At 36.6% G+C, this 25,656-nt stretch carries 29 protein-coding genes; 15 read left to right on the top strand and 14 right to left on the bottom strand.

Going from position 1 to position 25,656, the window contains the following annotated elements; all coding sequences use genetic code 11:
* Positions 1-3: 3 nt before the first annotated feature.
* Both guaD and MHI34_RS00770 read right to left on the bottom strand, forming a co-directional pair.
* Entirely contained in the window at positions 4-1,371 is a 1,368-nt protein-coding gene (gene guaD, locus MHI34_RS00775) for a guanine deaminase (RefSeq protein ID WP_271912622.1), read from the bottom strand.
* A gap of 190 nt (positions 1,372-1,561) precedes the next feature.
* On the bottom strand, positions 1,562-2,452 hold the full coding sequence (locus MHI34_RS00770) for a LysR family transcriptional regulator (protein ID WP_271912623.1): 891 nt from the start codon (positions 2,450-2,452) through the stop codon (positions 1,562-1,564).
* Positions 2,453-2,568: 116 nt separating this feature from the next.
* On the opposite strand from MHI34_RS00770, the gene MHI34_RS00765 reads away from it, so the two are divergent.
* From MHI34_RS00765 to MHI34_RS00755, 3 genes are all read left to right on the top strand, one after another.
* A complete protein-coding gene (locus MHI34_RS00765) occupies positions 2,569-3,753 on the top strand; it encodes a YbfB/YjiJ family MFS transporter (RefSeq protein WP_036127709.1) in 1,185 nt (394 codons plus the stop codon).
* Between the two features lie 185 nt (positions 3,754-3,938).
* Complete coding sequence (locus MHI34_RS00760) at positions 3,939-4,679, top strand: class I SAM-dependent methyltransferase (protein ID WP_036127705.1); 741 nt, start codon at positions 3,939-3,941, stop codon at positions 4,677-4,679.
* A 14-nt stretch (positions 4,680-4,693) separates the two neighbouring features.
* A complete protein-coding gene (locus MHI34_RS00755; protein WP_036127702.1) occupies positions 4,694-5,209 on the top strand; it encodes a DUF6886 family protein in 516 nt (171 codons plus the stop codon).
* A 515-nt stretch (positions 5,210-5,724) separates the two neighbouring features.
* Here the strand turns inward: MHI34_RS00755 and MHI34_RS00750 are convergent.
* The 5 genes from MHI34_RS00750 to MHI34_RS00730 form a co-directional block, all read right to left on the bottom strand.
* Positions 5,725-6,525, bottom strand: a complete 801-nt coding sequence (locus MHI34_RS00750) for an ABC transporter ATP-binding protein (RefSeq protein WP_036127699.1) — start codon at positions 6,523-6,525, stop codon at positions 5,725-5,727.
* On the bottom strand, positions 6,525-7,556 hold the full coding sequence (locus MHI34_RS00745) for an iron chelate uptake ABC transporter family permease subunit (RefSeq protein WP_036127696.1): 1,032 nt from the start codon (positions 7,554-7,556) through the stop codon (positions 6,525-6,527). The genes MHI34_RS00750 and MHI34_RS00745 overlap by 1 nt, the downstream gene beginning before the upstream one ends.
* Positions 7,553-8,587, bottom strand: a complete 1,035-nt coding sequence (locus MHI34_RS00740; RefSeq protein ID WP_170829786.1) for an iron ABC transporter permease — start codon at positions 8,585-8,587, stop codon at positions 7,553-7,555. Before MHI34_RS00740 ends, MHI34_RS00745 begins: the two co-directional genes overlap by 4 nt.
* A gap of 1 nt (position 8,588) precedes the next feature.
* Positions 8,589-9,650 (bottom strand): iron-siderophore ABC transporter substrate-binding protein, encoded by a 1,062-nt coding sequence (locus MHI34_RS00735; protein ID WP_036127692.1) that lies wholly within the window; start codon positions 9,648-9,650, stop codon positions 8,589-8,591.
* 325 nt (positions 9,651-9,975) lie between these two features.
* Entirely contained in the window at positions 9,976-10,461 is a 486-nt protein-coding gene (locus tag MHI34_RS00730; RefSeq protein WP_036127689.1) for an 8-oxo-dGTP diphosphatase, read from the bottom strand.
* A gap of 129 nt (positions 10,462-10,590) precedes the next feature.
* On the opposite strand from MHI34_RS00730, the gene MHI34_RS00725 reads away from it, so the two are divergent.
* Complete coding sequence (locus MHI34_RS00725; protein ID WP_089932097.1) at positions 10,591-11,037, top strand: DUF523 domain-containing protein; 447 nt, start codon at positions 10,591-10,593, stop codon at positions 11,035-11,037.
* Between the two features lie 69 nt (positions 11,038-11,106).
* Positions 11,107-11,841 carry a DUF4184 family protein gene (locus tag MHI34_RS00720; protein ID WP_036127684.1) on the top strand — a complete coding sequence of 245 codons (735 nt, stop codon included), beginning with the start codon at positions 11,107-11,109 and terminating at the stop codon, positions 11,839-11,841.
* Between the two features lie 50 nt (positions 11,842-11,891).
* Here MHI34_RS00720 and MHI34_RS00715 read toward each other — a convergent pair whose 3' ends face one another.
* The 4 genes from MHI34_RS00715 to MHI34_RS00700 form a co-directional block, all read right to left on the bottom strand.
* Positions 11,892-12,599, bottom strand: coding sequence for a hypothetical protein (locus tag MHI34_RS00715; protein WP_036127682.1), 708 nt, complete (start codon positions 12,597-12,599; stop codon positions 11,892-11,894).
* The gene (locus MHI34_RS00710) at positions 12,592-13,464 is read right to left on the bottom strand and encodes an ABC transporter ATP-binding protein (RefSeq protein WP_036127678.1); all 873 of its coding nucleotides are present in this window, start codon (positions 13,462-13,464) and stop codon (positions 12,592-12,594) included. The genes MHI34_RS00715 and MHI34_RS00710 overlap by 8 nt, the downstream gene beginning before the upstream one ends.
* A gap of 133 nt (positions 13,465-13,597) precedes the next feature.
* Positions 13,598-14,614, bottom strand: a complete 1,017-nt coding sequence (locus MHI34_RS00705) for an ABC transporter permease (RefSeq protein WP_036127675.1) — start codon at positions 14,612-14,614, stop codon at positions 13,598-13,600.
* The gene (locus tag MHI34_RS00700) at positions 14,611-15,339 is read right to left on the bottom strand and encodes an ABC transporter ATP-binding protein (protein ID WP_036127672.1); all 729 of its coding nucleotides are present in this window, start codon (positions 15,337-15,339) and stop codon (positions 14,611-14,613) included. The genes MHI34_RS00705 and MHI34_RS00700 overlap by 4 nt, the downstream gene beginning before the upstream one ends.
* Before the next feature lie 116 nt (positions 15,340-15,455).
* On the opposite strand from MHI34_RS00700, the gene MHI34_RS00695 reads away from it, so the two are divergent.
* Entirely contained in the window at positions 15,456-16,052 is a 597-nt protein-coding gene (locus MHI34_RS00695) for a TetR/AcrR family transcriptional regulator C-terminal domain-containing protein (protein WP_036127669.1), read from the top strand.
* A 449-nt stretch (positions 16,053-16,501) separates the two neighbouring features.
* Here the strand turns inward: MHI34_RS00695 and MHI34_RS00690 are convergent, their stop codons facing one another.
* The 3 genes from MHI34_RS00690 to MHI34_RS00680 form a co-directional block, all read right to left on the bottom strand.
* On the bottom strand, positions 16,502-17,401 hold the full coding sequence (locus MHI34_RS00690) for a hypothetical protein (protein WP_036127666.1): 900 nt from the start codon (positions 17,399-17,401) through the stop codon (positions 16,502-16,504).
* Between the two features lie 472 nt (positions 17,402-17,873).
* On the bottom strand, positions 17,874-18,374 hold the full coding sequence (locus tag MHI34_RS00685; protein WP_036127663.1) for an ImmA/IrrE family metallo-endopeptidase: 501 nt from the start codon (positions 18,372-18,374) through the stop codon (positions 17,874-17,876).
* Between the two features lie 90 nt (positions 18,375-18,464).
* Positions 18,465-18,821, bottom strand: a complete 357-nt coding sequence (locus MHI34_RS00680) for a helix-turn-helix transcriptional regulator (protein ID WP_036127660.1) — start codon at positions 18,819-18,821, stop codon at positions 18,465-18,467.
* 154 nt (positions 18,822-18,975) lie between these two features.
* Between MHI34_RS00680 and MHI34_RS00675 the strand changes: the two genes are divergently transcribed.
* From MHI34_RS00675 to MHI34_RS00635, 9 genes are all read left to right on the top strand, one after another.
* The gene (locus MHI34_RS00675) at positions 18,976-19,224 is read left to right on the top strand and encodes a helix-turn-helix transcriptional regulator (RefSeq protein ID WP_101966368.1); all 249 of its coding nucleotides are present in this window, start codon (positions 18,976-18,978) and stop codon (positions 19,222-19,224) included.
* Between the two features lie 23 nt (positions 19,225-19,247).
* Positions 19,248-20,012, top strand: a complete 765-nt coding sequence (locus MHI34_RS00670) for a phage antirepressor (RefSeq protein ID WP_036127657.1) — start codon at positions 19,248-19,250, stop codon at positions 20,010-20,012.
* A 249-nt stretch (positions 20,013-20,261) separates the two neighbouring features.
* A complete protein-coding gene (locus MHI34_RS00665; protein WP_051891756.1) occupies positions 20,262-21,284 on the top strand; it encodes a DnaD domain protein in 1,023 nt (340 codons plus the stop codon).
* A 205-nt stretch (positions 21,285-21,489) separates the two neighbouring features.
* On the top strand, positions 21,490-21,909 hold the full coding sequence (locus MHI34_RS00660; RefSeq protein WP_230593959.1) for a hypothetical protein: 420 nt from the start codon (positions 21,490-21,492) through the stop codon (positions 21,907-21,909).
* A gap of 725 nt (positions 21,910-22,634) precedes the next feature.
* A complete protein-coding gene (locus MHI34_RS00655) occupies positions 22,635-23,093 on the top strand; it encodes a DUF6838 family protein (RefSeq protein ID WP_036127654.1) in 459 nt (152 codons plus the stop codon).
* Positions 23,065-23,286, top strand: coding sequence for a hypothetical protein (locus tag MHI34_RS00650; RefSeq protein WP_080717164.1), 222 nt, complete (start codon positions 23,065-23,067; stop codon positions 23,284-23,286). Before MHI34_RS00655 ends, MHI34_RS00650 begins: the two co-directional genes overlap by 29 nt.
* A 1-nt stretch (position 23,287) precedes the next feature.
* The gene (locus MHI34_RS00645; RefSeq protein ID WP_036127649.1) at positions 23,288-24,610 is read left to right on the top strand and encodes a phage tail sheath family protein; all 1,323 of its coding nucleotides are present in this window, start codon (positions 23,288-23,290) and stop codon (positions 24,608-24,610) included.
* 15 nt (positions 24,611-24,625) lie between these two features.
* Positions 24,626-25,141 carry a phage tail tube protein gene (locus MHI34_RS00640; protein WP_080717163.1) on the top strand — a complete coding sequence of 172 codons (516 nt, stop codon included), beginning with the start codon at positions 24,626-24,628 and terminating at the stop codon, positions 25,139-25,141.
* Positions 25,142-25,203: 62 nt separating this feature from the next.
* On the top strand, positions 25,204-25,638 hold the full coding sequence (locus MHI34_RS00635; RefSeq protein WP_036127646.1) for a hypothetical protein: 435 nt from the start codon (positions 25,204-25,206) through the stop codon (positions 25,636-25,638).
* Positions 25,639-25,656 lie beyond the last annotated feature (18 nt).

The following is a 25,656-nucleotide window of genomic DNA, read 5'->3' as shown; positions in this document are numbered from 1 at the left end:
TGACTAGTCTCTCGCATGAACTTTACTTCCTTGCACCCATACCTCACGGATATTTTCTGGGCGTACAAGATACATTATTTTTTGGAATATATCGAGTAAATCTTCCTTTTGATCAAAAATTGGAAGCTTAGCAGTAGGGATTTTTGTATCTATAATTTGTACATCCCATGTATAGTTTTCTTGTAAACGCCCAATTGGAAGGCTTAAGCTTTTACCACCACCAGCAGTGGCTAGATAGAAGGCTTCATTAATGGTAATACGTGAATTTGGCACACCTCGTTTTTCAGCTGCAAGGGTTGTATCGACACCATCCTCTAACATTCTTGATGACATAACAGCTTGTCTTGCATTATCAAAAAGACTTGGAGAAAATCCCCCTGAAACATCTGAGCCTAATCCAATATCAATGCCCATTGCATGGAAGCGGGCGATTGGAATCACACTGTTAGCAAAATAGGCATTAGAGATTGGACAATGACCAATGGCAGTGCCTGTTTCAGCAAATAATTGAGCATCATCATCACTTAAAAAGTTACAATGAGCCATAACCGATTTATCACCTAATAAACCAAAATCATGTAAGGCTACTGCATCATTCTTATTAAATCTCTCTCTGACATAACCATGCTCCCAGTCACTTTCGCTACAGTGAGATTGAATATGAGTATCGTATTTCGCTGCTAAATCACCTAAGCCTATTAAGGCATCATCTGTACAACTTGGAATAAAGCGAGGTGTGACCACGGGGTAAACACCTTGTTTAGTTGTTTTCGCTAATTCTTTTACCGCTAAAATAAACTCTTCTGTATCAGCTAATGCGGTTTGTGTGTTTGCATCTCGATAAAAATCGGGATTTTGCTCAGGATCATCCATGACCACTTTTCCGACAAGGCCACGTTGGCCCTTTTCAGCACAGATTTTAGCTAACAGTATGCTAGCTTCTTTATGAACTGTCGCAAAATATAAGGATGTTGTTGTGCCATTGGCAAGCAGCGTGCTCACTAAATCCTCGTAAACCTCTTGTGCAAACGTTAAATCCGAAAATTTTGATTCGATTGGGAACGTATAAGTGTTTAGCCAGTCATAAAGTGGAATGTCTAAGGCTGTACCCGATTGTGCCCATTGTGGTGCATGAACGTGCAAGTCAACAAATCCTGGTAAGAAATATTGACCTTCAGCTAATGGATGGAAATTAGGTTGATGTTGATATGTAGTTAATAGTTGTTGGTAATCAGTACGTTCTGGACCGACTGCTTTATCAATCATGCCGTCAGCATTTATGAAAAACAAATAATCTTTTAAAATTTGAACTTCAGTAGCAGATTTACTAGTAAAAGCTGTCCCTTTGAAAATATACGTATATTCAGTCATAAAAACCACCTTAATGTTCGTTTATTGATAATAACACGGATTATTATAGGCTATATAAACTATGAAGTCTATAAAAAACGAATATTAATGAGTTTGTGAAAGAAAAAAAGAAGCTGTCCAACTACATTTTTACAGCTTTGACAAGCATTGATGGATGAGAAGAAGGCACATGTTTTAGCGTGCCTTCTTTTTATAGAATGGATTCATTGATGATATGAAGAAAGTTATGAAAGGAGGGGGAATGGTGCTGTTCATTTTTTCGTGTACAAAGATAGATAGGACGTTGAATATCAATATCCTTAATAAAAACACGGGCAACCTGTTGCTGCTGGATAAAGCTAGAAGCTGCTATGGACGGAGCTAGCATTGTTCCGAAACCTGCTGCAATAGCATGGATCGATTCATTAATTCCATCTAGTTGCAGTCCTACTTTCGGTGGGGGAATTTTATGCACTTTACATAAAGCATTTAAATATTCTTTTGTGGAACTCCCGTCTTCCCTTGTCACAAAGGGCTGTTCCATAAGTTCTGCGAGGGAAACCGTTTGACCTGCTAATGGATGACTGTATGGCACGATAAACCAATAATCTAAATTCATCAGAAATTGATAATTAATATCAGGATGATGGCCATCTTCTTTAACGATAAAGGCTAAGTCAGCTTTATAATGCAATAATTCCTCAATGACTTGCTGTGAATTAGCCGTTTTTAAATGGAGATTTGTTGCTGGATAAATTTGTTTAAAATGAGCCAACCATTTGGGCAGTAAAAAATGGGAAGGCACATGCGTCGAGGCAATTTGTAATTCCTCATTGCCTGTATATTTCAGTTGTTCAATTTTATATTCAATATCGATTTCTAAATCAAATAATCGCTGTGCCTGTTTATATAAAAACGTGCCATTTGGTGTTAATGCAATGCCTCTCCCTTTGGATTCTATCAGGGTCAAACCTAGCTCTTTTTCTAAATTTCGTATTTGAATGGTGACAGCAGGCTGACTAATCATAAGCGTTTGTGCCGCTTTGGAAACACTATTGTGCTCAGCCACCTTTGTAAATAGCCGTAAAGCGTGTAAATTCATATGCAAGCACCTTTCATTAATTTTTTTTATGATTTTATATACATTATATATTAGATTTATTAATTTACGCTCTGTATCCTTATAATTACAGTAGGAAAAAGGGGAGGGGGATAAAAATGACTCGACAGCATATGGGGGTTGTCTTTGGAGGAATTTTATTACTAGTTGTCGCAATGGGAATTAGTCGATTTGCATTTACACCGATTTTGCCATTTATGCGTCATGATGTAGGATTTTCGTTAGAGGTGGCTGGATTTTTGGCTTCAAGCAATTATATTGGCTATTTCATTGGCGCATTATGGGCAGGATTTATTCATCGTCGACGTAAAAATATTTTATTGGCAAGTGTCGTTTTCAATGTTCTATCGGTGGGATTAATGGGCTTGCTAGAGGTGTATTCTGTATGGCTAGTTCTACGTTTAATCGCAGGCATTACAGGTGGGCTTATTTTTGTTTTAACGTCTAGCATTATGATGGATTATTTGGCGAGACATTCATTATCGCGATGGTCTGGCTATGTATTTAGTGGCATTGGTTTGGGAATTGCTATTTCTGGCTTATGTGTTCCTACAATAGAAGCGAAATTTGCTTGGGAGGGAACATGGCTAGGTTTAGGTATGCTATCAGCTATCTTTTTACTCATTACCTTTATTCTGTGGAGAAATTTAGAGGTTCAAGACAGCATAAAAGTGATGAAAACGCTCGATACCAAAATGACAAGAGGCTTTATGCCATGGCTGATTCTATCCTATGGCTTAGAGGGATTAGGCTATATTATTACAGGTACTTTTTTGGTTGATATTATTCATAATATCCCTTCTCTCCAAGCTTACTCCTCTTACAGCTGGGTTATTGTGGGACTTGCAGCTATTCCATCAGCACCTGTTTGGACGGTCTTATTGGAGAAGTTTTCAGCGATAAAAATTTTGTTTGTGGCATACATACTTCAAGTGATTGGCATCCTATTACCCGTATTTTCACAAACTGTATGGAGCGTATTGTTAGCATCATTTTTATTTGGTCTGACCTTTGTAGGAATTGTCACGTTAACTACTTCCTATGCACGACAGCTTTTCCCGACACAGAGCGGTTTTGTTGTATCTTTATTAACAACCTTTTATGCTTTTGGACAAATTATCGGACCGATCGTCGCAGGAAAGCTGGTTGAAGTTTATAGTAGCTATAAAGCAGCACTTGTATTTGCTGGTGTCATCGTGTTTCTTGCATTGCTCGTTATGGTAATTGGTAGATGGCTAACTGTAAAAAAAGAAGCTGCTGCAGAACATACAATTTCTATATAGCGCATAAAAGCCAGAAATCCTATTTGGATTTCTGGCTTTATCATTTACTTAAAGAAGCCGTGCCTCTATCTACATGATATTAAAAAATATAATAAAAGTCTATATATTTTTTTCTTTATATGGAAAAATAGATAAGTGCACAAAGGACGTAACGTTACGATTCTACATTGAAATGGGGACTTTATATGAACACAGAACAAGCTATTCAACGTTGGAATCAATATGCAGAGCGGTATACAGCTACCTACGATGAGCAGGGTGACAATCATCGTGTAGTACTGTTAAATCCCACCATCTTTTCTTTACTGGAAGGGCTAGATGGAAAGCATGTATTAGATGCAGGATGTGGAGAAGGATATTTAAGTAGGTTACTAGCGAAGAAAGGGGCAAGCGTAACGGCTGTTGATTTTTCACAAAAAATGCTGGATATTGCTATGGAAAGAACACAACAGCAGGAAGCTATTCAATTTTTACACGGGAACTGTGAAAATTTAGCGTTTCTAGCAGATGAGCAATTTGATGGTATTGTGTCAAATATGGTTCTTCAAGATTTAGAGGACTACAAGGCTGCATTGCATGAAATGTATCGTCTTTTGAAACCTAATAGCATTTTTATTTTTTCAATTCTGCATCCATGTTTTGTGACACCAAATAGTGGATGGATAAGACATGAGCAGCTAGATCAACAGTATTGGAAAATCCAGCGTTATTTTTATGAAGGGGTTTACCAACAACTAGATGCTGACCCCTCAATTGTGCTGTATCACCGTACATTAACAAGCTATGTGCAAGCCATTATTCAAAGTGGCTTTACCATTGAAGCTATTGTAGAGCCAAAGCCATCACAAGACATGCTAGAGAAGTATCCTCAATTTGAGGAAGATTTGCATTGTGCAGATTTTATCGTCTTTAAACTTAGAAAATAAAGGAGAGTGAATCCATGCGTTTATTTCATGTCAGTGAGAACCCTACTATTACGATGTTTCATCCTCGACTACCTGAGCGAGCAGATTTAGATGCAACCAAAGGGCTTGTATGGGCCATCAATGAGAGATGCTTGCCAAATTATTTAACGCCGAGAGATTGTCCTCGTGTTTGCTTTCATGCAGGGGTACAAACAACAGAGCAAGATAGAGGGCATTATTTAGCACAAGCTTCTCATGTAGTGGTCATTGAAAACAAATGGTTTGAAGTATTGAAGAATACGAGACTTTACCTATATGAGTTTGATAGTAATGGATTCACATTACTGGATGATAATGCAGGTTATTATACAAGTGAATTAATACAAATGCCCATTAATGTCTCTGAGGTTAACGATATAGCTAAAGCATTATTGGAACGGAGTGTTGAATTGCGAATAGTGGATCGCTTGTGGGATATCCATGACGAAATCCAGTATACAAGCTTAAATTGGTCGATGTGCAGGATGCGCTTTGCACAGCCAAGACACTAAAGAACAAGCCTCGTCATGCTGCTAGTGCATGGACGAGGCTTGTTTGTCTATTAATTAGATAAAGGTATACAGCTAATTACGAGAAGCAGGGTGATATTCATTGAACCCTACCATCTATTCTTTGGTGGAAGAGCCAGATGGAAAGCATGTATTAGATGCAGGATGTGGAGAAAGATATTTAAAGTACTACTCTAACAAATTTTCAATCTCGTCTTCCAGTACGATCAAAATGAGGTAGTTTTAAAGGGTTTAGGTATATCGTTCATAGTGGTGTTCACTACTGAATGAAAAAGGAAAAGATACTTTTGCAGAATGGTTGATTGAAGTGGAATCAGTACCACTCCTAGGGGATTTAACGTCACAGACGAGACACTAGAGCGAACGCAGTAAGTGAAGCGGCTCAACGGACGCCCCCTGGAAAGGATGCTGGCGGAATGGACATTAGCCCCTCGCCTTGCTAAAAGGTCTTTTTCTGCTAGTAACATGATCCTTTTTCAACAACATTCCCTTTATAACTAGACAGCATGATAACGGCCAACAGGAACAATTAAAGGTGTTTTAGAAACAGGGTCTTCAATAACCATGCTATCTAAGTCAAATGTATCTTTAATTAACTCACTTGTCACAATATCTTTTGGCGAACCTTCTGCAAGTAAACGACCATTTTTTAATGCGAATAAGTAGTCCGCATAACGGGCAGAAAGATTAATGTCATGTAATACCATGACAATGGTTGTACCATATTTTTTATTTAAATCTGTTAGTAAATCTAAAATTTCAACTTGATATGTAATATCTAAAAATGTTGTTGGCTCATCTAAAAATAAAATATCAGTTTGTTGCGCTAATGCCATAGCAATCCACACACGTTGACGCTGACCACCTGAAAGTTCATCGATATTGCGGTCAGCAAACTCTGTAATGTTCATCATTTCAAGAGCTTCTGCAACTGCCTCATAATCTTGTTTGGACCAACCTTTAAATAATGTTTGATGAGGAAATCGACCACGGCCAACTAAATCAGCAACAGTAATTCCTTCAGGAACGATAGGGGACTGAGGTAAAAGTCCTAACACACGAGCTAATTGTTTTGGTGGCATTTGATGAATGGATTTGCCATCTAGCATGGCATGACCACCAGTTGGCTTAATCAGGCGTGCCATTGTTTTTAATAATGTAGATTTTCCGCAACCATTCGCACCAATAATAATGCTAATTTTATTACTTGGAATAGCAATGCTGACATTTTCTAAAATCGTCTTTTGCTCGTAACCAGATGTTATATGTTCAGCCTGAAGCGTATGTGTTGGTTTCATCATATATCTCCCTTTCGATTGATTCGAATTAACAAGTAAATTAAGTAAGGTGCACCAATGATTCCTGTAATAACACCTACTGGATATCTAGCTGTAAATGCGAATTGACCAATTAAATCAGCAGCCAATACTAAAATAACACCAATTAGACCAGCTGGAAGTATATTTGAAAACCCGACACCAACTAATTTTTTGGCAATTGGTCCAGCAAGGAATGCAACAAAGGCAATCGGTCCTGTAGTTGCTGTAGCAAGTGCAATGATTAATACAGAACAAAGCATTAAAATGATTCTTGTTTTGTTTGTGTCTACACCTAGAGAGGTGGATGTTTGTTCACCAAGCTCAAGCATTTCTAAATGCTTCCCGAAAAATAACAGTACAGGTGTAAATACAATGACGATTATCATTAATGGATAGAGTGACTCCATTTTCGCACCATTTAAGCTCCCACTCAACCATCTCATGGCACTTGGAATATCATGTGTATTGCCAATTAGCATTAAATAAGAGATGAATGCATTTAGCATTGCTTGAATACCAATCCCGATTAATATTAATTTGCCAATTGAAAAAGAAGAGCCTCTTGATAAAGCATAAATAATTAGGACAGTAGCTAAACCGCCAATAATTGAAGCGATGGATACAACGATATTACTTGCTTGCAGGACAATAATACAAAATACAGCAGCAGCACTTGAACCAGCTGTAATACCAATAACATTTGGATTTGCTAAAGGATTGCGCAACATAGTTTGGAAAATATAACCTCCAACACCAAATGCAAAGCCAGCAAATGTACCAGCTAACATGCGTGGTAATCGAATTGTGCCTACAGCGAAAGAGGCACCTTGTACATGTTGGCCAAGGAGAACACGGATAACATCTTCAACAGGATAAATCGTGTTACCAAGCATTAGCATTGTGCAACACAGTATTATGGAAATAACAGTCAGTACAGAAGTTATTATGACAAAGCGTCTTTTTCTTCGTTGTCTGCCTTTCATTATGGATATCAATGTTTCATTCATCATAACGCACGCATTTTCGCTTTCATCGTAATTAAAATCAAGATAGGGGCACCAATAAAGGCTGTTAAAATACCCACCTCTAGCTCACCAGGACTGCCGAGAAGTCGACCACAAACATCTGAAAACGTTAAAATAATTGCTCCTGTTAAGGCAGACATAGGAAGGATAAAGCGTATATCAGGTCCTATAATAAGGCGGACAACATGAGTTGCTAATAAACCGATAAAACCAATAGGTCCTGCTAGAGCGGTAGCAGCCCCACATAAAAGAACTCCACCTAGTGCTGCAAACATACGTAGTGTACCAGTACGAACACCTAAACCAGTTGCCACTTCATCCCCGAGTGCTAAAGCATTTAGTGCTGGAGCAGTGAAGAGGGCAATCAATAGGCCTACAACTAAAAATGGAATAAATAGCTGAATAGCGTCCCAGCTTCCAGCTCCTACACTACCAACTTGCCAAAATCGAAATTGATCCATTACATTTGTACGCGGAATCATAACCGCAACGACTAATGAAGATAAAATGGCACTTGTAGCAGCCCCTGCAAGTACAAGCTTTAATGGTGTAGCACCACTTGCACCCATAGAGCCTATTCCAAATACAAAAATAGCAGTGATAATGGCACCCGCTATTGCTAACCATATATATTGATTGGCTGAACTAATGTTTAAAAAGGCGATACCACAAACGACAAAAAGTGATGCCCCTGTGTTTACCCCCAAAATACTTGGATCTGCAATTGGATTACGTGTAACGGCTTGCATTAGTGCCCCAGAAACGCCTAATGCCGCACCACACAGTAAACTAAAAATTGTTCGGACGATTCGTTTTCGAACAACAACGGCTTCATGTGACTGAACATCAGGATGGAACAAGCCATCCATTAGTCCAGTCCAGCCAATTGTACGAGAACCGAATAGTAGCGAAGCAATTACACATAACGCAAGAAAAATGATAAGAAAAAGCAAAACTTTAGCGAAATTTTTAGGGATAAATAACTGCTTCTGTTCGGTAGCTTGTATCTTATTCATATTACTTTATATTTTTTGCTACGTCTGAGATTAATGATAAATAGTCATCAATTGTATAGGCAATTGATAGTGGGCTAGGGGTACCAGCAGCTGCAAGTGGCGTATTATCACCAATAACAACAACATTCCCATTTTGAATAGCAGGTACTTTCCCTAAAATTGGGTCAGCTTGTAAAGCTGGTAAAGTTGTTTCATCTCCGTAAGCAATAAAGATTTCTACATCAGCTAAAGCATCTGCATTTTCAGCGCTTAATTCAATATAGAAGCTGCTATCATCCGAAATTTGTTTTGTAACGCTTTCAGGATATTCCATACCTAATTCCATTAAGAATTCACCGCGTGGATCTGCAGGTGTATAAACATAGAATTTTGATAAATCTGTTGGAGTAAACATAGCGAATGCAGCTTTTTTACCTTTAATAGCAGCATGTTCATTCACTTTATCTTGGATCAATTTTTCAGTGTCTTTGATTAATTGTTGACCTTGTGCTTCCATACCCATACCTTGAGCGTTTAATGTAACTTGGTCACGCCAAGAAGTTACCCAAGGAGTTTCTTTATAGGCTACAACAGGTGCGATTTGACTTAATGTCTCATACTCTTCTTGCGTAATACCAGAGTATGCAGCAAGAATGACATCTGGGTTAGAGTCAGCAATGGCTTCGAAGTCTAAACCGTCAGTATCTTGATAAATATTCGGATTTTCTTCACCAAGCTCTTTTAATTTTTCAGCAGTCCAAGGAAGCATACCACTACCATCTTGTACACCATAGTTAGCTGCAGAGAAACCAACTGGCACTACACCAAGTGATAGTGCAACGTCATGGTTAGACCAAGCAATTGTTGCTACACGCTCAGGCTTTTTCTCAATAACAGTTTCACCAAAAGCGTGTTTAATTGTAATCGGATATTGCTGTTCATCAGTAGTTTCTGATGTATTGTCTTTTGTTTGTTCTTCTTTTTTAGCAGTGTCTTTATTAGATGAATCAGAACATGCTGCTAAAGCTAAAACCATTAATGATAAAAGCATTACTATGAACATAGAATTTTTAATTTTTGACATTTTTTTTACCTCACTTTATTTTAAAAAATGATAATGATAATCCTTATCATTCAGAGAAAAATATTACGCTAATTTCAGTAAAAGTCAACAAATATTTTTGCATTTTTGATGTTTTTTTGCTTTATCACAATTATACGATATTCGGTATAAAAACTGAGCTAGAAAAAAGCGGAAATGCCCCGCACTTCTTGGTTGAGAATTCTTAAACTATTATCCTTAATTACACATCCCTAAATTGGTATATGTAACGAATTTTTCCTAGAAGAGACGTTTAGAAAGCAAGCCCCGTCCTACACTTATTGCATGGACGGGGCTTCCTTGTCTATTAGACTGTAGATGTTTGTTCGATTGGTGTGGAAGAAATATGAACTAATTGTTTGTCTTGATAAGTGAAGATGTAATCATAATTAGTTGCCTCATTGAGCATTGTTGGTAAATAATGTTTTAAATCTGCAATGCCAACATTTTCAGGGTGGAAAATCCAAGTAAGGTCCTTCCAATCAAGAATACCCTCTGCAACTTTTATAGGTGTTATATATGTAAAAGATTCAGGTAGTTCTGCTATAAAAGCATACATACAGCCATAGTTAACAACACCATCTGTCCATGTGATTTTTCCTTTATAAGTAATTTCTTCAACCGTAATACCTGTTTCTTCTTTAATTTCTCGTATAGCACCTGCTAATGGCGTTTCGTCCTGTTCAATTTTACCACCTACACCATTCCAGGCTCCCATCCATGCTGGGTAATTTCTATTCAATAAAAGAATTTGTTCACCCTTCTTTAGAAAACAAATTGTAAATTCAGCCAAAATTGTTTCTCCTTTTCTATTTAGTCGTTACTAAAAATATTGTATCAAAGAAATCATTCTATCACGTCAAAATTGCATCCTGTATGCGTGTTATAGTTAATAAAGATAGTTGAAGGAGTGAGAATCGCTGTGATATTAATAAGTGCTTGTTTAGCAGGGTTAAATGTTCGTTATAATGGCACCAACAGTTTAGATGAAAAAATACAAAGGCTTATGTTAGAAAATAAAGCGATTACTGTTTGCCCAGAGCTGATGGGCGGTTTTTCAACCCCTCGGGAGCCTGCTGAAATTGTGGGAGGCAATGGAGGGGATGTACTTGATGGCAAAGCAACCGTTATTGAAAGGACTGGGCGTGATGTCACAGAGCTGTATTTAAAAGGAGCCTATGCGACTTTACAAAAAGCACTTGAAGTAGACGCCTCTCTGGTCGTTTTAAAGGAGTATAGTCCATCTTGTGGTAGTGCAATGATTTATAATGGGGCGTTCAATGGTACTAAATTATTGGGTGAAGGGGTAACTACAGCATTACTACGAAGGTATGGGATTGAGGTTCTATTAGAAGAGCAATTTTTATGAAAGGTCGGTTTTAACGAGAGAGTAACCTTTGTCAGTTAGAAACGTCTGAACTGGTGGGAGGTGGCTTATATGCCATTAACATTCGCACATCCAGCCGCAATTTTACCTTTTTCAAGACGAAGTAAGTACATCCATTTTTCAGCACTTGTACTAGGAAGTATGGCACCTGATTTTGAGTATTTTTTTAGAGGTAGACCAATAGGTGAGATAGGTCATAGCTTAACGGGATTTTTCATTTTTAATTTACCTCTTATTATTGTGATTTACATCATTTATTGTAAGTATGTTCGGCAGCATGTAGTTCATCATTTACCAGTATGTTTACAGGATACAGCTAACCAAACAACTTCCAGGAGTAAACGACTCAATGTCATTGTCTTTGGTTATTCAGCGTTTTTGGGTATGCTCACACATGTCATTTGGGATTCCTTTACACATAAAAATGGATTTATGGTTTCGCATCTATCTATTTTATCAGAAACAATGCCCATTTTCGGTTTTCAATTCCCCCTTTATAAATACTTACAGCATGGCAGTACTTTAGTAGGCATTACGTTGATTATCGGTTATGTCTATGTTAGAGCAGCCCATCAATCAACGAATTCATTGCTCACTATTCATCCTAAACAAAAATTATTTTTCTGGATACAGGTACTTGGATTAGCAATCTTCTATGTATGTTGCTGGTCTATTATAGATGGGGTATCAGTTAGCAATTATGGTGTATGGGTGGTCCGTATGATTGATTCATTTTTCTGTAGCTTGCTAACCATTTGTTTATTGAAAACATATTGGCAAAAATAAATAATAACGAGCATGACAGGACTTCCTTTAAGTGGGAGTCCTTTTGTTCGTTACCTCCTTTTCAGTTTGGATAAAAAGAAAAATACATAGATAACGAAGCTAGCATAAACTAGTATCCAGATGAACTGCCAATAGAACTTACTAGGGATGGATTTTATTTGATCGCCAACAGTCATTATTTCTAAAGAAAGATGGAGTGGTGGTAGAACCAAAATAAGACCTTTCATTTGCGGGATTGAATCTTTTAACGTTGCGACTACCAAGGTTAATAATAAGACGCTAATGACTCCCCACCAAGTGTTTTGTTTATTTTTGACAAGCTCTCTTGTAAAGATAGCAGAGAGAGCAATCCCCAAAATCGCTAAGCTAACATGAGAGAGAAATCCAAGAAATAGGTGTGTAAAGCTTGGTTCCTCGGCAAAAGCATGGATAGCTGTGGGATAAATAACAGAAACCATACTTAAGCTAAAAGCAATCAAAATGGCAATTATAAACAGGCTGAAATGATAAGATGTCGCACCATTTGCATGTAATATCGTTATCATTTTTTGCCCTTCATCCTCTGAATGAAATAGTGTGACGGTAAACCAGCCCATCAGGAAAAAGAGGATTATAGAGGTAAATGAAAAGCTATCTAATATAGGGTTTGGGACGAATGTGTAGTTAACAACAAGACATAAAATAAAAATAGAAAAAGGTGGAATATACTGATAGGTTCTCAAATAATTTTGTAACTGATATCGGCCTAAACTAATCATGTTGTATGAACTTCTCCTTATCATTGATCGGTATGAGTTGTTTAATAGAAGCGTTTTTATCAAGTAGCTGTTGTAAAAGATGGTCAGTACGCTGTGCTTGGATATGGACAATCACTTCATAAAAACCATTCGCTAATGGTGATTGCTGCTGTATTTCCGTTACATGTAATAGATCTTTTATGTATGTAATATTCGAAATTTCAAAAATTAATTGATTGTAGGTTGTAGGAGTAACAGATAAATCCGTTTGCATCACTTCTTTATGGTGAATCATTAGAATCGTATCAACGACATGCTCCAGTAGCTTTGTTTCGTGACAGGATAAGATAATCGTCATCCCTTGTTGTTTGAGCGTCTTCAGTGTTTCTTCCAAATCATTCTGTGTTTGCAAATCCAGCCCTGATAAAGGTTCATCTAATATTAACAAGTCCGTTTCGTTGAGCATAGCCTGCATAATCATTATTTTTTGTTTCATACCTTTAGAAAAATGGGTCATTCTAGTATCCTGTACATCTTCCAGATGAAATAGTATTAATAAATCATTTATTCTCGATAAAAGTTTTTGTTTAGCCATCCCACGGATTCGCCCCATATGCTGAAGATATTCCTTGGGGGTAAATAGAATAGTGGAAGGGGCAACCTCTGGTACATAGCCAATGTTTAAAGCTTGTTTAGAAGACATAAAGGAACCATTGTCTGGCGTAATAAGCCCAGCAATCATTTTTAAGAGCGTGCTTTTGCCAGATCCGTTTTTTCCAACAATAGCAATTATTTGATTGTCGTAGATGGTAAAGGAGACATTTTCTAAAATGGAAGTACCTCTGTATTGCTTAGTGATGTTTCGTGCGTCGAGCAATATGTTCATCAATCTGCACCTACTTATACTGAAATTCATACATTTCATTGTAAATGATTTGTAGTATGTATGGCAAAAGAAACCATTTTTATTGAAAAACAGTAAGGAGCTGTTGATGATGAACAGAACCTTACTGTATTTTTTACAGCGACCGATATTTTTTTAAACTAATGATATTTAAGGTAATAAATACTACAGCGAAACAAGCAAGAATACTGAGATTAATTATAATATCATTGAAGGAATAACCTTTATACATAACCCCATTTAATGCGTCCGCTGCGTAGTAAAGTGGCATGATACGTCCAATATTTTGAAGCCATTCCGCCATACTATCAAGCGGAAAAATGCCTGAAAAGAATACTTGTGGAACAATAACAAGCGGAATAAATTGCATCATTTGGAATTCTGAAGCGGCAAAGCTTGAAAGCAGGGCACCTAAGGATAACGATACAAGGGCAATCATCATATTAATGAGTAAGACAAGCCAAATGGAGCCTACATGGACAATATCAAGCACATAGATGCCAAACAGTACGATAATAATTGTTTGTAGGAAGGCAAATAAACCATAACCGACCATATAGCCTGCTACAATTTCTGAGCGTTTGATAGGTGTTGCAAGTAAACGTTCCAATGTCCCAGATGTTCGTTCCTTTAACAAGGCAATCCCTGTAATTAAAAAGACAAAGAAAAATACGAAGAAGCCAATGAGCATGGGACTAAATATATCAAAAATGGCCGTATCCTTATCACCATAAACATAGTCTGTTTCTAAACTACCTATGGAGTCTTGAGAAGTCTGTAAAAGTTGAGCAAGCTGCATTGTTAAAGCTTTTGACTGGGAAGGATCATCATTTAATAAAGTTAACTTTAGTTCGTTTTGCTCTATTGCTAGCCATCCATCATACTCTTTGTCCTGTAGCTGTTTTTTCGAAAAATCATCGTCTTCAATAATTGTAAAATCTGTCTCTTTCAATTTGTCAATCAATGGTGTGGGACCATTAGAGACGACAAGTGTGACAGAAGCCTCGTTACTATTGAAAATAAAATACATTAATGACAAGACAAGAAGTGGGGCTAAAAATAATAAAGCAAGTGTCCGCTTATCTCGTTTCATTTGTTGTATGATTCTTGTGACGATAGCACCCATTCTCATTGTACGTCACCTCCAGCCTTTAAAAACACTTCATCAAAATCTTTTGCCTGATAAAAGGCTTTTAATGCCTGTGGTGTCCCTTGTGCAATAATATGCCCGCTTCTGAGCATAGCTAATTGATCGCATCTTTCCGCTTCATCCATCGCATGTGTCGTCACTAAAATCGTTTTATGTTCGTGTTCTTTTAAACGAATAAGTTCTTGCCAAATTTCCTTTTTTAAAACAGGATCAATGCCAACCGTTGGCTCATCTAAAATCAATACCTTAGGATTTTGAATAAGGGCAATGGCAAGGGACAGCCGACGTTTCATACCTCCAGAATAATTCATCACTTTAAGCTGTAAGTCATCGGTCAAACGAACAAGGCTTGCGGCATAGGCTACACGCTCCATTTGCTCCGCCTTCGATAATGAATAAAGCTTGGCAAAAAAATGTAGATTTTCTTCACCAGTTAAATCCGTATAAAGTGCATCTGACTGTGCCATATAGCCGATATCATTCAATAATTGCTTATGTGGAACAGCTAAATCTAATACTTCAATAGTGCCATTATCAGGCTTTAGCATGCCCATAATCATTTTAATTAGCGTTGTTTTTCCACAGCCTGACGGACCAAGTAAGCCCATCAATTGTCCCTTGGGAATATCTAAGGTAAGGGGGGCAATAACTTGCTTATGTTGAAATCTTTTTTCAAGGGTTTTAATAGAGATTGCATGGTTTCCCATATGGATCTCACTCCTTCACTGAACACTATGTTGATTTGATAAAAATTTTACGGTAGCATGTGAACAAATACAATCAACAGTTTGCCTGTAAGTGTTAAGTAACTGGAGGGAAGTTTGTGTCTGTACATGAAAAGATGAATTTTGAAACAAAGCAAGCCATTAAAAAGGTTTTTATCCAGCAAGTAGAGGAGGTCGGCTTTGAACGTGTGACCGTCAAAAATTTAGCGTTAGCTGCCCAAATCAATCGTGGAACGTTTTATTTACATTATACGGATAAATATGACGTAATGGAGGATTTGCAACAGGAGCTATTAATGGAATTAGAACGCTATGTCAAACATGTTCAACCAGTGGAAGCATTCCAAACATTAAAAATGGGTCAATTCTATCAACCCTTTATTAAAGTGATAACATGTATAAAAGAGCATGCAACAGCCTTTCGTATGTTATTAGGAGAGCAAGGAAGTCCTGCTTTTACACAAAAGATGAAAACTATCTTTGGCAATCATATTTTGGACAGATTATCAGTGATTCGTGAGGAAGTAAAGGATCCGGAATTTCAGCAATACTTACAAGCCTTTATCGCATCTGCCATTCTGGGTGTAATTCAGGAGTGGCTTGACAAAGGCAATGAAAATTTAACGGTAGAAGAAATGGTCGCCCTCCATTTTCGATTATTACGATTTTTAGGAAATGTAGTAGCCAATAGTTAACGGCACTGTAGCGGTTGGGGATGATAATTGTCAATCTCGTTTAACGAAAAAATGACTAGCTAAACTATCGCAAAGTACACCAATTAGAAAATGACTGCCAAGCATCCACCGGTAAGAGCAATCTAGTTGAATTTTATTTGAACCGAACAATGTATAGATTGCCCCCTATTATTAAGTGCTTCAATGTGATAAAAGATATTAAAAATTCCAGCACGATAGGCATAGCAAGTTTTAAAGCCTTACTGCTACAACAAAAGTAGACCGAAATTTTGCAACAATAGCCTTGTTATGTTTAGCTCATAAGAAAACAACATTTCGAAGATTGTCACCAAGGTAGTAATAGTAAGGAGTATAAATAGCTAGCGCATTATGCGCATATAAAAAAGAACATGACGATGAGCCTTTTAGCTAGTCTCACGCATGTTCTGCTGATAACCCTTTGTTCAAATTTATTTGTCATAATAATCGTTCAATGCCACTTCCAAGCGTTCTTCTAAATGCTGAGAAATATAGCTTAGCACAAATTGCTCCTTATCCATCTCAATTTGAGCTGACTTGAACATTTTAGTGAAAAAACTTACTTTATGCTTCTCTGAAAAAAGCCGTAATGCTTCCGTTCGCAAAGTAGATACAATCTCATTTTCTATATGACGCTCTCTAATCTTCTGCACAATATCCTTCACACTGTTTTCTTGTAGCTCTGAAATTTGCTGTTGGAGATGTTCATTTTCTTGTTTCAATTCTACTGTTTCTTTTTGAATTTCCTCTACTTGAAGAGCGGAGTCTGCGGATAATCGCTGAATATTTTGAGCAAGAAAATCCTGATTGATGTTTACTTGTAATGTTCCTTGCTCTTCATCTGGCAAAATTTGAAAGAGGCCAGTTTGGATCATCTGCTGTAGGACGTTTCCAAGCACATCAATTTTATGTGATAAATCATCAGAATCCATAGTCGTTGCGGTAATTTGATGTTTCAGCAACTGACCATTATCATCAATGCCTAGCAATAATTTTATCCCCCTCACACGATACTCATCCTTCAATAATAAAATCATTCTTAGCCTTACTATAGCAGGTAGGTTTAAACGAATATTACCATTCACGTTCGGCGATGTATTGTCAAAAATGTATTGTTCAAATGGTTTTAAATAGTAGCGAAGCATAGCGTCTGTAATATCAAACCAGCCCGCGACTTCTGCTATTGTATAGTGTTTGGATTCATCGATATCTGTTAAATAAGCATCCTGATAAAGATTCTCCTCTAAAGGCGTATGTTGTAGTGCAACAAACAATGGGTCATCTTGCACAATTCCAAGTACCATTTCTTTTGCATCATTTACTTTAAGCATCCTTTCACACCCCACTTTATTTTTCCCCATGACTAATTGTTCTCTATATAGGTTTCTATTCGTTTGGCAGCAATTGTATGCCTATTTTATGTAGGAAATAATCATTAGAACAATGTACCTTTTAATCTTTTATGACTCTTGAGGAAAATATTAGTCATAAATGGAGATACATTAAAATAGAGGGGGAGGGGATACTCATTTAATACGTACCACGTTTTGTACCCTGAAATCCAATAAATCATTTCAGTAAAAGTGATGATGTTCGATATGTAGTTGCTAAAGAAAATACAGTGTTTTAATTACTAAGCCATTAAGGTTAGGACCAAGCAAATTATGGATACAAAAATTCCTCTTCACCATTTAGGAAGCAATCACCGATTATTACTATGGGTAACTTTAAGTTCATTTGCATCTCATGAACAGGTATCTAAGTGAAATTGCTAATATTGGAAAATTTCATCAGCATTTCCTTTTAGTACATTTTCGCTGCTTTTGCATCTAATTCATGCATAAATTTATTGTTTTTATATTGTTCTAATCTTTTATAAGCGAAATCCCATTCAACATTGAATAGCTCTTGAATTAGTTGAATGGCTTTATCCTCGCTTTCCGGTAAGGTAATTTTATTCAACATAAATGTTGGTACACATGCTTGTACCATAAAATTATTAGCTTTCCACTCTTGATACTCAATCCACGAGTAGGGCATCTTTTCCTGACTGCCACTATGAAATAAAACATGACACAGTTCATGACAAAAATCTTGCCACAATTGTTTAGGGGACAGATTTTGATCTAAAAAAATATAAGCCTGATCACCTAAAAATAGGACTTGACTGGGATTATCCCAGAAATATACTAGAATGCCTAACTTGTAGGCTATTTCATTTACATCTAGTTGATGTGGTAACAAAATTTCTAATTTAGTATAAAGATTTTCTATAAAATCTTCGGTGTATGTAGTATATGACATAAAACCATCCCCAAATTCCTTGTAATGAAACGTATGTTCTTATTTGATTTATAATAAAAGCCCACTTCTAGGAAGAAGGGCTAAAAAATATTATTTCTTTTCATGTTTGATAATCTCCCAAATGTCTCGTAAACGGCGAACAGTTTCTTCATCTGACTTAGGAAGTTCTTTATAAAAGACCTGCAATTCTGGATCATTAGCAAATGCTTGGAAAGCAGCCTCATCTTTATCAAAAGGTTGTTTTTCATCTGTTTCACATAATATATACGCTACGCTTACATCGTATTTTTCTGCTAACTTTTGAAGGCTTCCTATGGAAATTTCATTGCGGCCTTGTTCATAATACCCGTATGCACTTTCAGAAATATTTAAGAATTTGGCAACATCTGCTTGTGTTAATTTAGCTTCTTTTCTTAACTCTTTAAGCCTTTGCGGTACGTTAGACATGATTACACCTCACTTAAATATGTAACCTAATTATACAACAATTTGTTGGGTTTGTAGTTAAATAAAAATAAAAAACAACAAAAAATCTAGTTTTGGTTTGACAGACAACTTTTTGTTGGGTAATATAAAACCATAAAAAGTTGGGGGTGTGGTTTTGGAAACAACAAATCGTCGGTTAATACTTATTGATGCTAGAAAACAAAAAAATTGGTTGCAAAAAGATGTAGTGGAAAAACTTGATATTGAACTCGGTATCACTATTAGTGAAAGCTATTATGGAATGATTGAACAGGGAGTACGCACACCGTCCTTAGATGTAGCATTAGCAATTTCTGACCTATTTGAAATGGCACCATCAAAAATTTTTTTGAAAAATAAAACAACATTTTGTTGTGTTTGGTAAGAAACTAATCTGGAGGTTCTTATATGAATCGATTGCAAACTTTTAACTTTCATAATCAAAACGTTCGAATTGTTGAATTAAATAACGAGCCTTGGTTTGTAGCCGCGGATGTTTGTAGAGTATTAGCACTAACTAATCCTACTGTAGCAATTAACCGTTTAGAAAATGATGAACGGTCGAAGTTCAACTTAGGGCGTCAGGGTGAAACAAACATTGTCAATGAATCTGGACTTTATGAACTAATATTCGCAAGTCGTAAACCAACGGCAAGAGCATTTAAAAAATGGGTTAAATCAGAAGTTTTACCCTCAGTTAGAAAGGATGGTGGCTATATCACTACTATCGAAAACGATGATGATGCATCAATTATGGCTAAAGCTTTATTAATTGCCAGTAAAAAAATCAAAAATAACGAGAAAAATATGGTTGAGCAGCGATTGTTGATTGATTCACAAAAAACAAAAGTGTTATTTGCAGATGCAATACAAGCTAGTGAAACAAGCATTCTTATTGGAGAGTTCGCCAAAATCTTAAAGCAAAATGGTATAGATGTTGGACAAAAGCGTCTATTCAAATGGCTAAGAGAAAATGGCTATTTAATCAAGCGTAAAGGATCAGCTTACAATTCACCAACACAAAAATCAATGCAACTGGGTTTGTTCGAAATTAAAGAAACACCTATTCATCATAACAGTGGGGAAATCAGTATTAGTAAAACATCTAAAATCACTAGTAAAGGACAGGCTTACTTTATTAATAAGTTTTTGGGCAAGGTAGTGACAATATGATTAGTACAATAGTGAACGAATCGATGGTGATTCGAAATTTTTTCATCATGACTAAAGAAAGAATAGAAGGCAACTCAAATAACTTTACTAGAGTCACTCTTCATCCCAAAGTACGTTTTGTTGATTTAGCACAATTAAAAACAATTGTCCCCTTCGAACCTGATTTCAAATAACTTTTTAAACGATCCACTAGTTAGACAACATCAGTGTCAACCACATAGTAAAAAGAACACATTAGGGGGAGAGAAAATGGCTAAATACAGACATGTACACACAACTTTTTGGGATGACGGCTTTGTATTAGATCTTACACCAGAGGAGAAATATTTCTATCTGTATTTGATGACAAACAATAATACAACACAATGTGGTATTTACGAATTACCTTACAGAGTAATAGAAATGCATACAGGTTATAACCGTGAAACAGTACAGAAACTATTACAAAGGTTCTTTGAATACGGAAAAATTACTTACAACGAATTAACGAAAGAAATCATGCTAATTAACTGGGCAAAATACAACTTTATAAATTCGCCTAAAGTTAAAAAATGTATCGAAAAAGAGCTGTTTGCAGTAAAACATACCCCATTTGTTAAGAGCTATGTTACCTCATTGGAACAGTTAGGATACAGTCTCGATACCGTATCAATACTATTAGAAGTACAGGATGAGCAGAAAGAACTTAATCCTAGTAATGACAATGGTTCGATACCGTATCAATACCCTATCGATACACCTTCTAAAGTGTGTGGGGAAGAAAAACAAAAAGAAAAACAAAAAGAAAAACAAAAACAAACAGCAGATAGTGAAATAGTCAGTCAGTCGACAGTCACTGAGGAACAATTAATTTTCTTAACTAAATTCTATGATGAAAACATTCAAAGAGCATCTAGTTATATTTGCGAGTGCATAGAACGCATGGCAAGTGAAAATAATCCAGCACTTGTTTATGAAGCCATGAAAATAACGGCACTACATCAACCAAACATACCAATGCAGTATACAGAACAAATTTTAGCAAACTGGAGAAAGTCTTTTATTAAGAATGTTGAGCAATTAAAGGCCAAGGAAGAAAGGGAGAAAAAAAATAGACAGCAATCTAGCCGATATTCTTATCAAAAGTCTAACAGTCGTACAGAGATAGTGCCAGAGTGGTTCGCCAATCGTAATGATAAAGACGAGTCATCAATTCCATCTGCTGAGTCTAATAACAACACGATAGATTTTGAAGCTGAAAGACAAAAGGTTTTAGAAATGCTTGGTAAATAGGAGTGTATGAGCAATGACTAAAAATGAGATTGCATGATCGTATGTTTTGGTGTTCAAGGATGAAAGAGCATTTAAAAAACAAAACGTATATTGAGGGTGTGCGTTTGACATTTATTTAGCACAATGTAAAAAACATTTGTTATAACGGCCAGTGGTGGAATGCTAGAGCAGAGAGAATTGAAAAGATACATAGGAGGGCATAACTATGATAAAAGAGAAAATACAACTAAATCGTTACCAACTAGATAAGGCAATTAAAAAGTACAATGACAATATGTGCAAGTACATGAGAATGAAGGATGAACTAGATTCATTAACAGCTGTAACATCTACAGCAAAGTATGGCTTTGAGGCAGCAATGCCAAAAGCTATTGGAAGAACAAGCGACCCAGTGCATGCTCATGTTCAAATGAGAGCTTTACGCGAGGAGCGCATGAACAAGATTAAAGATGAGCTACTATTAGTTCAAAATTTAGCTGACAAGGTAACTGGCGACCTTGAACAGGAAGTACTTTTCTGGTTACTAGAAGGCATGCCATTCCGCTGGATTGGTGCAAATCTTAATATGAGTCATACTAGCGTACAACGTGTGCGAGAAAGAGTTTTAGATATGATGCTGAAGTAACCAAAGGGTTACTTCTTTTTTGTGAACCTTTAAATATTTTACTAGGGGTTTTATTGGGCTAACAGAAATGAAGAGCTATTATTTTGTTATATACTTTTTTCATTTAGACGACAATATAGTATCTACTATTTTATTCTAGTATTCATTTAAGAGTGATTGATAATATTTCATTTTACTTGCCAAATGTTCCAAGTGTGACAGATGTTCCAAACGTTCCAAACATATCATTTTAAGTAATAGATAATGTAAACTTGGAAGTAGGACGACGGGTTAAGGATTTCACCTTTTGGAATTTATAAAACAATAAATGACCAAGGCGACAGACCGTCGACCAATCAATGTCCCATAAACTTGTTTGAGGCATAAAAAGGAGTGGTTTTCAGTTGAAAAATTTGTAGGATAGAACTAAATGGGCAAGAGTAGCAGCTATAGCAATCCCATCACTCCAAGAAGCACAAAACGTATTCCAAGCAACCATTTGAAAAGGAGGCTATGTGGAATGGCTAACGTTCAAGTAAAAGTTAAAACGACGCTTTCCTATTCGGTATAAGGAAGGGCGTTTTTTAGTTGGAGATGAATAAAGGATTGACGGTTCAATGTTAGAACGATTTGATGAGCTGAAAAAACTACTTAATGAACTACCAAAACGTTTGAAAGTGAGTGATTCGATGTATTTAATTCTATATTCATATGTTTACTAACTAACTTGTTGAAGGAGGCTTTTGATGGAAATTTATGATATTCAAAACGCTTTATCTAGTAAGCTCCACGAAGCTTTCGGAGCGGAATATAAAAAATATATTGATGAATTACCGCAGGAGTTTAATACGCCTGCTTTTTTAATTCAATTTTTGAGCTTAGAGCATATCCGACAAATAGGTGGTCGATGGAAAGTAACAGCACATTTTAACGTGAAGTATTTCCCTAAAAATGGCATACCTGAGGCGTCTAATATGACTTTAAAGGTTCAACAAGCAATCAAAGAAATAACATTGTTAAATGGTTCACTACTGCTTGGTACCGGAGCAACTAGCGAAGTTATTGAAGGCATTAGTAATAATTTTATTCATTTTAATTTCTTCTTACAAGAAATTGAAGAGAAAGCTTTTATGGGGTCATTAGATCATAATATTAACAAAGAAGAGGTGGTTTCAGTTGGCGAAAGCAATTCAGAAGAAGGTTGAGTCGATGGAAAGCAAAAACGTTGAAAAGGTAATTAGTTCGAATTTACCGAAATTTACAAAAGAGCAACTTTCAAAAAGTCAAAAATATAAAGATCGCCGTGATGCACTCAATGCATTGTTAGAAAAAGAAAAAACTTATTCATTCGCTCAAGTGGATGAAATACTGAAGAAATTCGATAAGGGAGGTAATTAATATGGCGTTAGGTGGAGGAGTATTTTTATCACAAAACAAAGTATTACCAGGGAAATATCACAATTTTATTAGCGCTACTCGTGCATTTGTAAATCTAAGCAATCGCGGTTACGTTGGTTTGCCAATTGCACTTGACTGGGGCGTAGATGGCGAAGTATTTGCTGTAACACAAGAGGATTTACGAAAGAATTCTCGCAAAATTTTTGGTTATGAATATATGGACTCAAAAATGAAAGGTATCCGTGATGTATTTAAAAATGCTATCACGGTTTATTTTTACAAACTTGCTGTGGATGCAGAAGCGGCTACAAATGATTTTGCAACAGCTAAGTACAAAGGTGCACGAGGGAATGATATTACGATTGTCATTCAGGCAAATGTCGATGAGCCATCGAAATTCGATGTTAAAACATTGCTAGCTAATGTGTTAGTAGACGAACAAATGGCGGTAGCTACTGCTACAGAACTAATCGCTAATGATTTTGTTGTGTTTAAAACGAATGCAACTTTAGCTGTTACAGCTGGTACCGCATTAGCTGGAGGTTCCAATGGCTTAGCTATTACTGGTGGGGCACATCAAGAGGCACTAGATGCTTTAGAAGCATATGGTTTCAATACTCTTGGCTGCTTGTCTTCAGAAAGTTCAATTAAATCGTTATATATTGAGTATACAAAGCGTATTCGTGACCAAATCGGTGGTAAATTCCAACTTGTAGGTCATAAACTTGGCAGTACTAACCATGAAGGGATTATTGACGTACAAAACGATACTAATGGACCAGAAGAAGAAGTGTTTGGTGCAGTATATTGGGTATCTGGTGCTCAGGCTGGAGTAGCTGTCAATAAGTCAAATACTAATAAAAAATACGAAGGTGAATTTACAGTTGATATGTCTGAAACAAAGACACAGTCACAACTCACAACGTTATTAAAGGCTGGCAAATATTTATTACATCGTGTTGGGGATGAAATTCGTGTACTTGAAGATGTGAATACCTTTACATCGTTTTCAGATGAGAAAAACGAGGACTTCAGTTTGAATCAAGTCATTCGTGTGCTTGATCAGCTTGCAATTGATACAGCTCAATTGTTTAACACTCATTATTTAGGTCAGGTGCCAAATGATCAAGATGGTCGAATTTCTTTATGGAATGACATTGGTAGTCTTCGAATGGAAATGCAACGTATTAGAGCTATTCAAAATTACAACAAAGATGAACTAACCGTGGCACAAGGTAATTCAAAGAAAGCTGTTGTCGTAAATGAAGTCGTGATTCCTACGGTTGCGATGTCACAACTTTACATCACGACAACAGTAGCATAAGGGGAGGGCAAACAGATGAAATCAAACAAAACATTAATTCCAATGAATCTACAGTATTTTGCGGATGCTACTATGCATGCTCGCAATGCCATTCATGGCGCTCAAGGCCGAGCATACGTGACGGTTGAAGGCAGTCGTTACTTATTTGCTCAATTAATTAATTTAGAAGCCCGTATGGATAAAACTAAAACGCAAGTTCCTATTATGGGGCGTGTAGCTAAGGGTAACAAAGCTACTGGCGCGGAGTATACAGGCAGCGCTACATTCCACTTTAATACTTCAATATTCCGTAAGTTATTAAAGCGTTACAAAGACACTGGGGAGGATATTTATTTTGATATCCAAGTGACTAACGAAGATGGCTCAGCGTCGGTAGGCCGTCAAACAACCATTCTAATTGATTGTAATATGGATGGAGGGATCATCGCTGCATTAGATGCAGATGCGGAGTACTTAGAAGACTCTATAGATTTCACTTTCGAGGATTGGGATATGCCAGAAGAATTTACAACTTTACAAGAAATGCTATAAGACGAGAGCTCATTATATATGGGCTCTTTTAAATATAAATAAAAAGGATATGGTGATTAATTATGTCAAACTTAACTGCATTTTTTGCACACAATAAAAAGCAAAATGAAAACATTAAGCATGCTATTTCAAAGAAATTCGTGGATGAACATGGCGATCCAATTGAATGGGAGTTCGCGCCAATTTCGCCAGAACGGGACGAGGAATTAAAATCTGAATCTACTAAGCGTTCTATGATCATGCAAGGAAAGCGTAAGGGGCAGTATAATACTGATTTTGATCATTTTAAATACCAACGTTTATTAACTGTAGAATCAATTGTATATCCTAATTTAAACGATAAAGAGCTACAGGATTCTTATGGTGTAATGGGGGCAGATGCTTTACTTGGAAAGATGCTGACAATCGGTGAGATTGCAGATGCCTCAGCGGTAGCACAGGAAGTCAATGGGTATCAAGCTGAGCTAGAGGATATGGTTGAAGAAATAAAAAACTAATAGACGACGGTGATGGTG

It is taken from the genome of Lysinibacillus sp. FSL L8-0126 (assembly GCF_038630385.1).
GTDB lineage: Bacteria > Bacillota > Bacilli > Bacillales_A > Planococcaceae > Lysinibacillus > Lysinibacillus fusiformis_D.
The sequence above is the reverse complement of the archived record's forward strand: the minus strand, read 5'-3'. Positions and strand labels throughout refer to the sequence as shown.

Excerpts from the sequence above, each read along its gene's own strand:
- guaD (WP_271912622.1), bottom strand. The coding sequence starts at position 1,371 with ATGACTGAATATACGTATATTTTCAAAGGGACAGCTTTTACTAGTAAA.
- MHI34_RS00770 (WP_271912623.1), bottom strand. The coding sequence starts at position 2,452 with ATGAATTTACACGCTTTACGGCTATTTACAAAGGTGGCTGAGCACAAT.
- MHI34_RS00765 (WP_036127709.1), top strand. The coding sequence starts at position 2,569 with ATGACTCGACAGCATATGGGGGTTGTCTTTGGAGGAATTTTATTACTA.
- MHI34_RS00760 (WP_036127705.1), top strand. The coding sequence starts at position 3,939 with ATGAACACAGAACAAGCTATTCAACGTTGGAATCAATATGCAGAGCGG.
- MHI34_RS00755 (WP_036127702.1), top strand. The coding sequence starts at position 4,694 with ATGCGTTTATTTCATGTCAGTGAGAACCCTACTATTACGATGTTTCAT.
- MHI34_RS00750 (WP_036127699.1), bottom strand. The coding sequence starts at position 6,525 with ATGAAACCAACACATACGCTTCAGGCTGAACATATAACATCTGGTTAC.
- MHI34_RS00745 (WP_036127696.1), bottom strand. The coding sequence starts at position 7,556 with ATGATGAATGAAACATTGATATCCATAATGAAAGGCAGACAACGAAGA.
- MHI34_RS00740 (WP_170829786.1), bottom strand. The coding sequence starts at position 8,587 with ATGAATAAGATACAAGCTACCGAACAGAAGCAGTTATTTATCCCTAAA.
- MHI34_RS00735 (WP_036127692.1), bottom strand. The coding sequence starts at position 9,650 with ATGTCAAAAATTAAAAATTCTATGTTCATAGTAATGCTTTTATCATTA.
- MHI34_RS00720 (WP_036127684.1), top strand. The coding sequence starts at position 11,107 with ATGCCATTAACATTCGCACATCCAGCCGCAATTTTACCTTTTTCAAGA.
- MHI34_RS00715 (WP_036127682.1), bottom strand. The coding sequence starts at position 12,599 with ATGATTAGTTTAGGCCGATATCAGTTACAAAATTATTTGAGAACCTAT.
- MHI34_RS00710 (WP_036127678.1), bottom strand. The coding sequence starts at position 13,464 with ATGAACATATTGCTCGACGCACGAAACATCACTAAGCAATACAGAGGT.
- MHI34_RS00705 (WP_036127675.1), bottom strand. The coding sequence starts at position 14,614 with ATGAGAATGGGTGCTATCGTCACAAGAATCATACAACAAATGAAACGA.
- MHI34_RS00700 (WP_036127672.1), bottom strand. The coding sequence starts at position 15,339 with ATGGGAAACCATGCAATCTCTATTAAAACCCTTGAAAAAAGATTTCAA.
- MHI34_RS00690 (WP_036127666.1), bottom strand. The coding sequence starts at position 17,401 with ATGCTTAAAGTAAATGATGCAAAAGAAATGGTACTTGGAATTGTGCAA.
- MHI34_RS00685 (WP_036127663.1), bottom strand. The coding sequence starts at position 18,374 with ATGTCATATACTACATACACCGAAGATTTTATAGAAAATCTTTATACT.
- MHI34_RS00680 (WP_036127660.1), bottom strand. The coding sequence starts at position 18,821 with ATGTCTAACGTACCGCAAAGGCTTAAAGAGTTAAGAAAAGAAGCTAAA.
- MHI34_RS00670 (WP_036127657.1), top strand. The coding sequence starts at position 19,248 with ATGAATCGATTGCAAACTTTTAACTTTCATAATCAAAACGTTCGAATT.
- MHI34_RS00665 (WP_051891756.1), top strand. The coding sequence starts at position 20,262 with ATGGCTAAATACAGACATGTACACACAACTTTTTGGGATGACGGCTTT.
- MHI34_RS00660 (WP_230593959.1), top strand. The coding sequence starts at position 21,490 with ATGATAAAAGAGAAAATACAACTAAATCGTTACCAACTAGATAAGGCA.
- MHI34_RS00655 (WP_036127654.1), top strand. The coding sequence starts at position 22,635 with ATGGAAATTTATGATATTCAAAACGCTTTATCTAGTAAGCTCCACGAA.
- MHI34_RS00645 (WP_036127649.1), top strand. The coding sequence starts at position 23,288 with ATGGCGTTAGGTGGAGGAGTATTTTTATCACAAAACAAAGTATTACCA.
- MHI34_RS00640 (WP_080717163.1), top strand. The coding sequence starts at position 24,626 with ATGAAATCAAACAAAACATTAATTCCAATGAATCTACAGTATTTTGCG.
- MHI34_RS00635 (WP_036127646.1), top strand. The coding sequence starts at position 25,204 with ATGTCAAACTTAACTGCATTTTTTGCACACAATAAAAAGCAAAATGAA.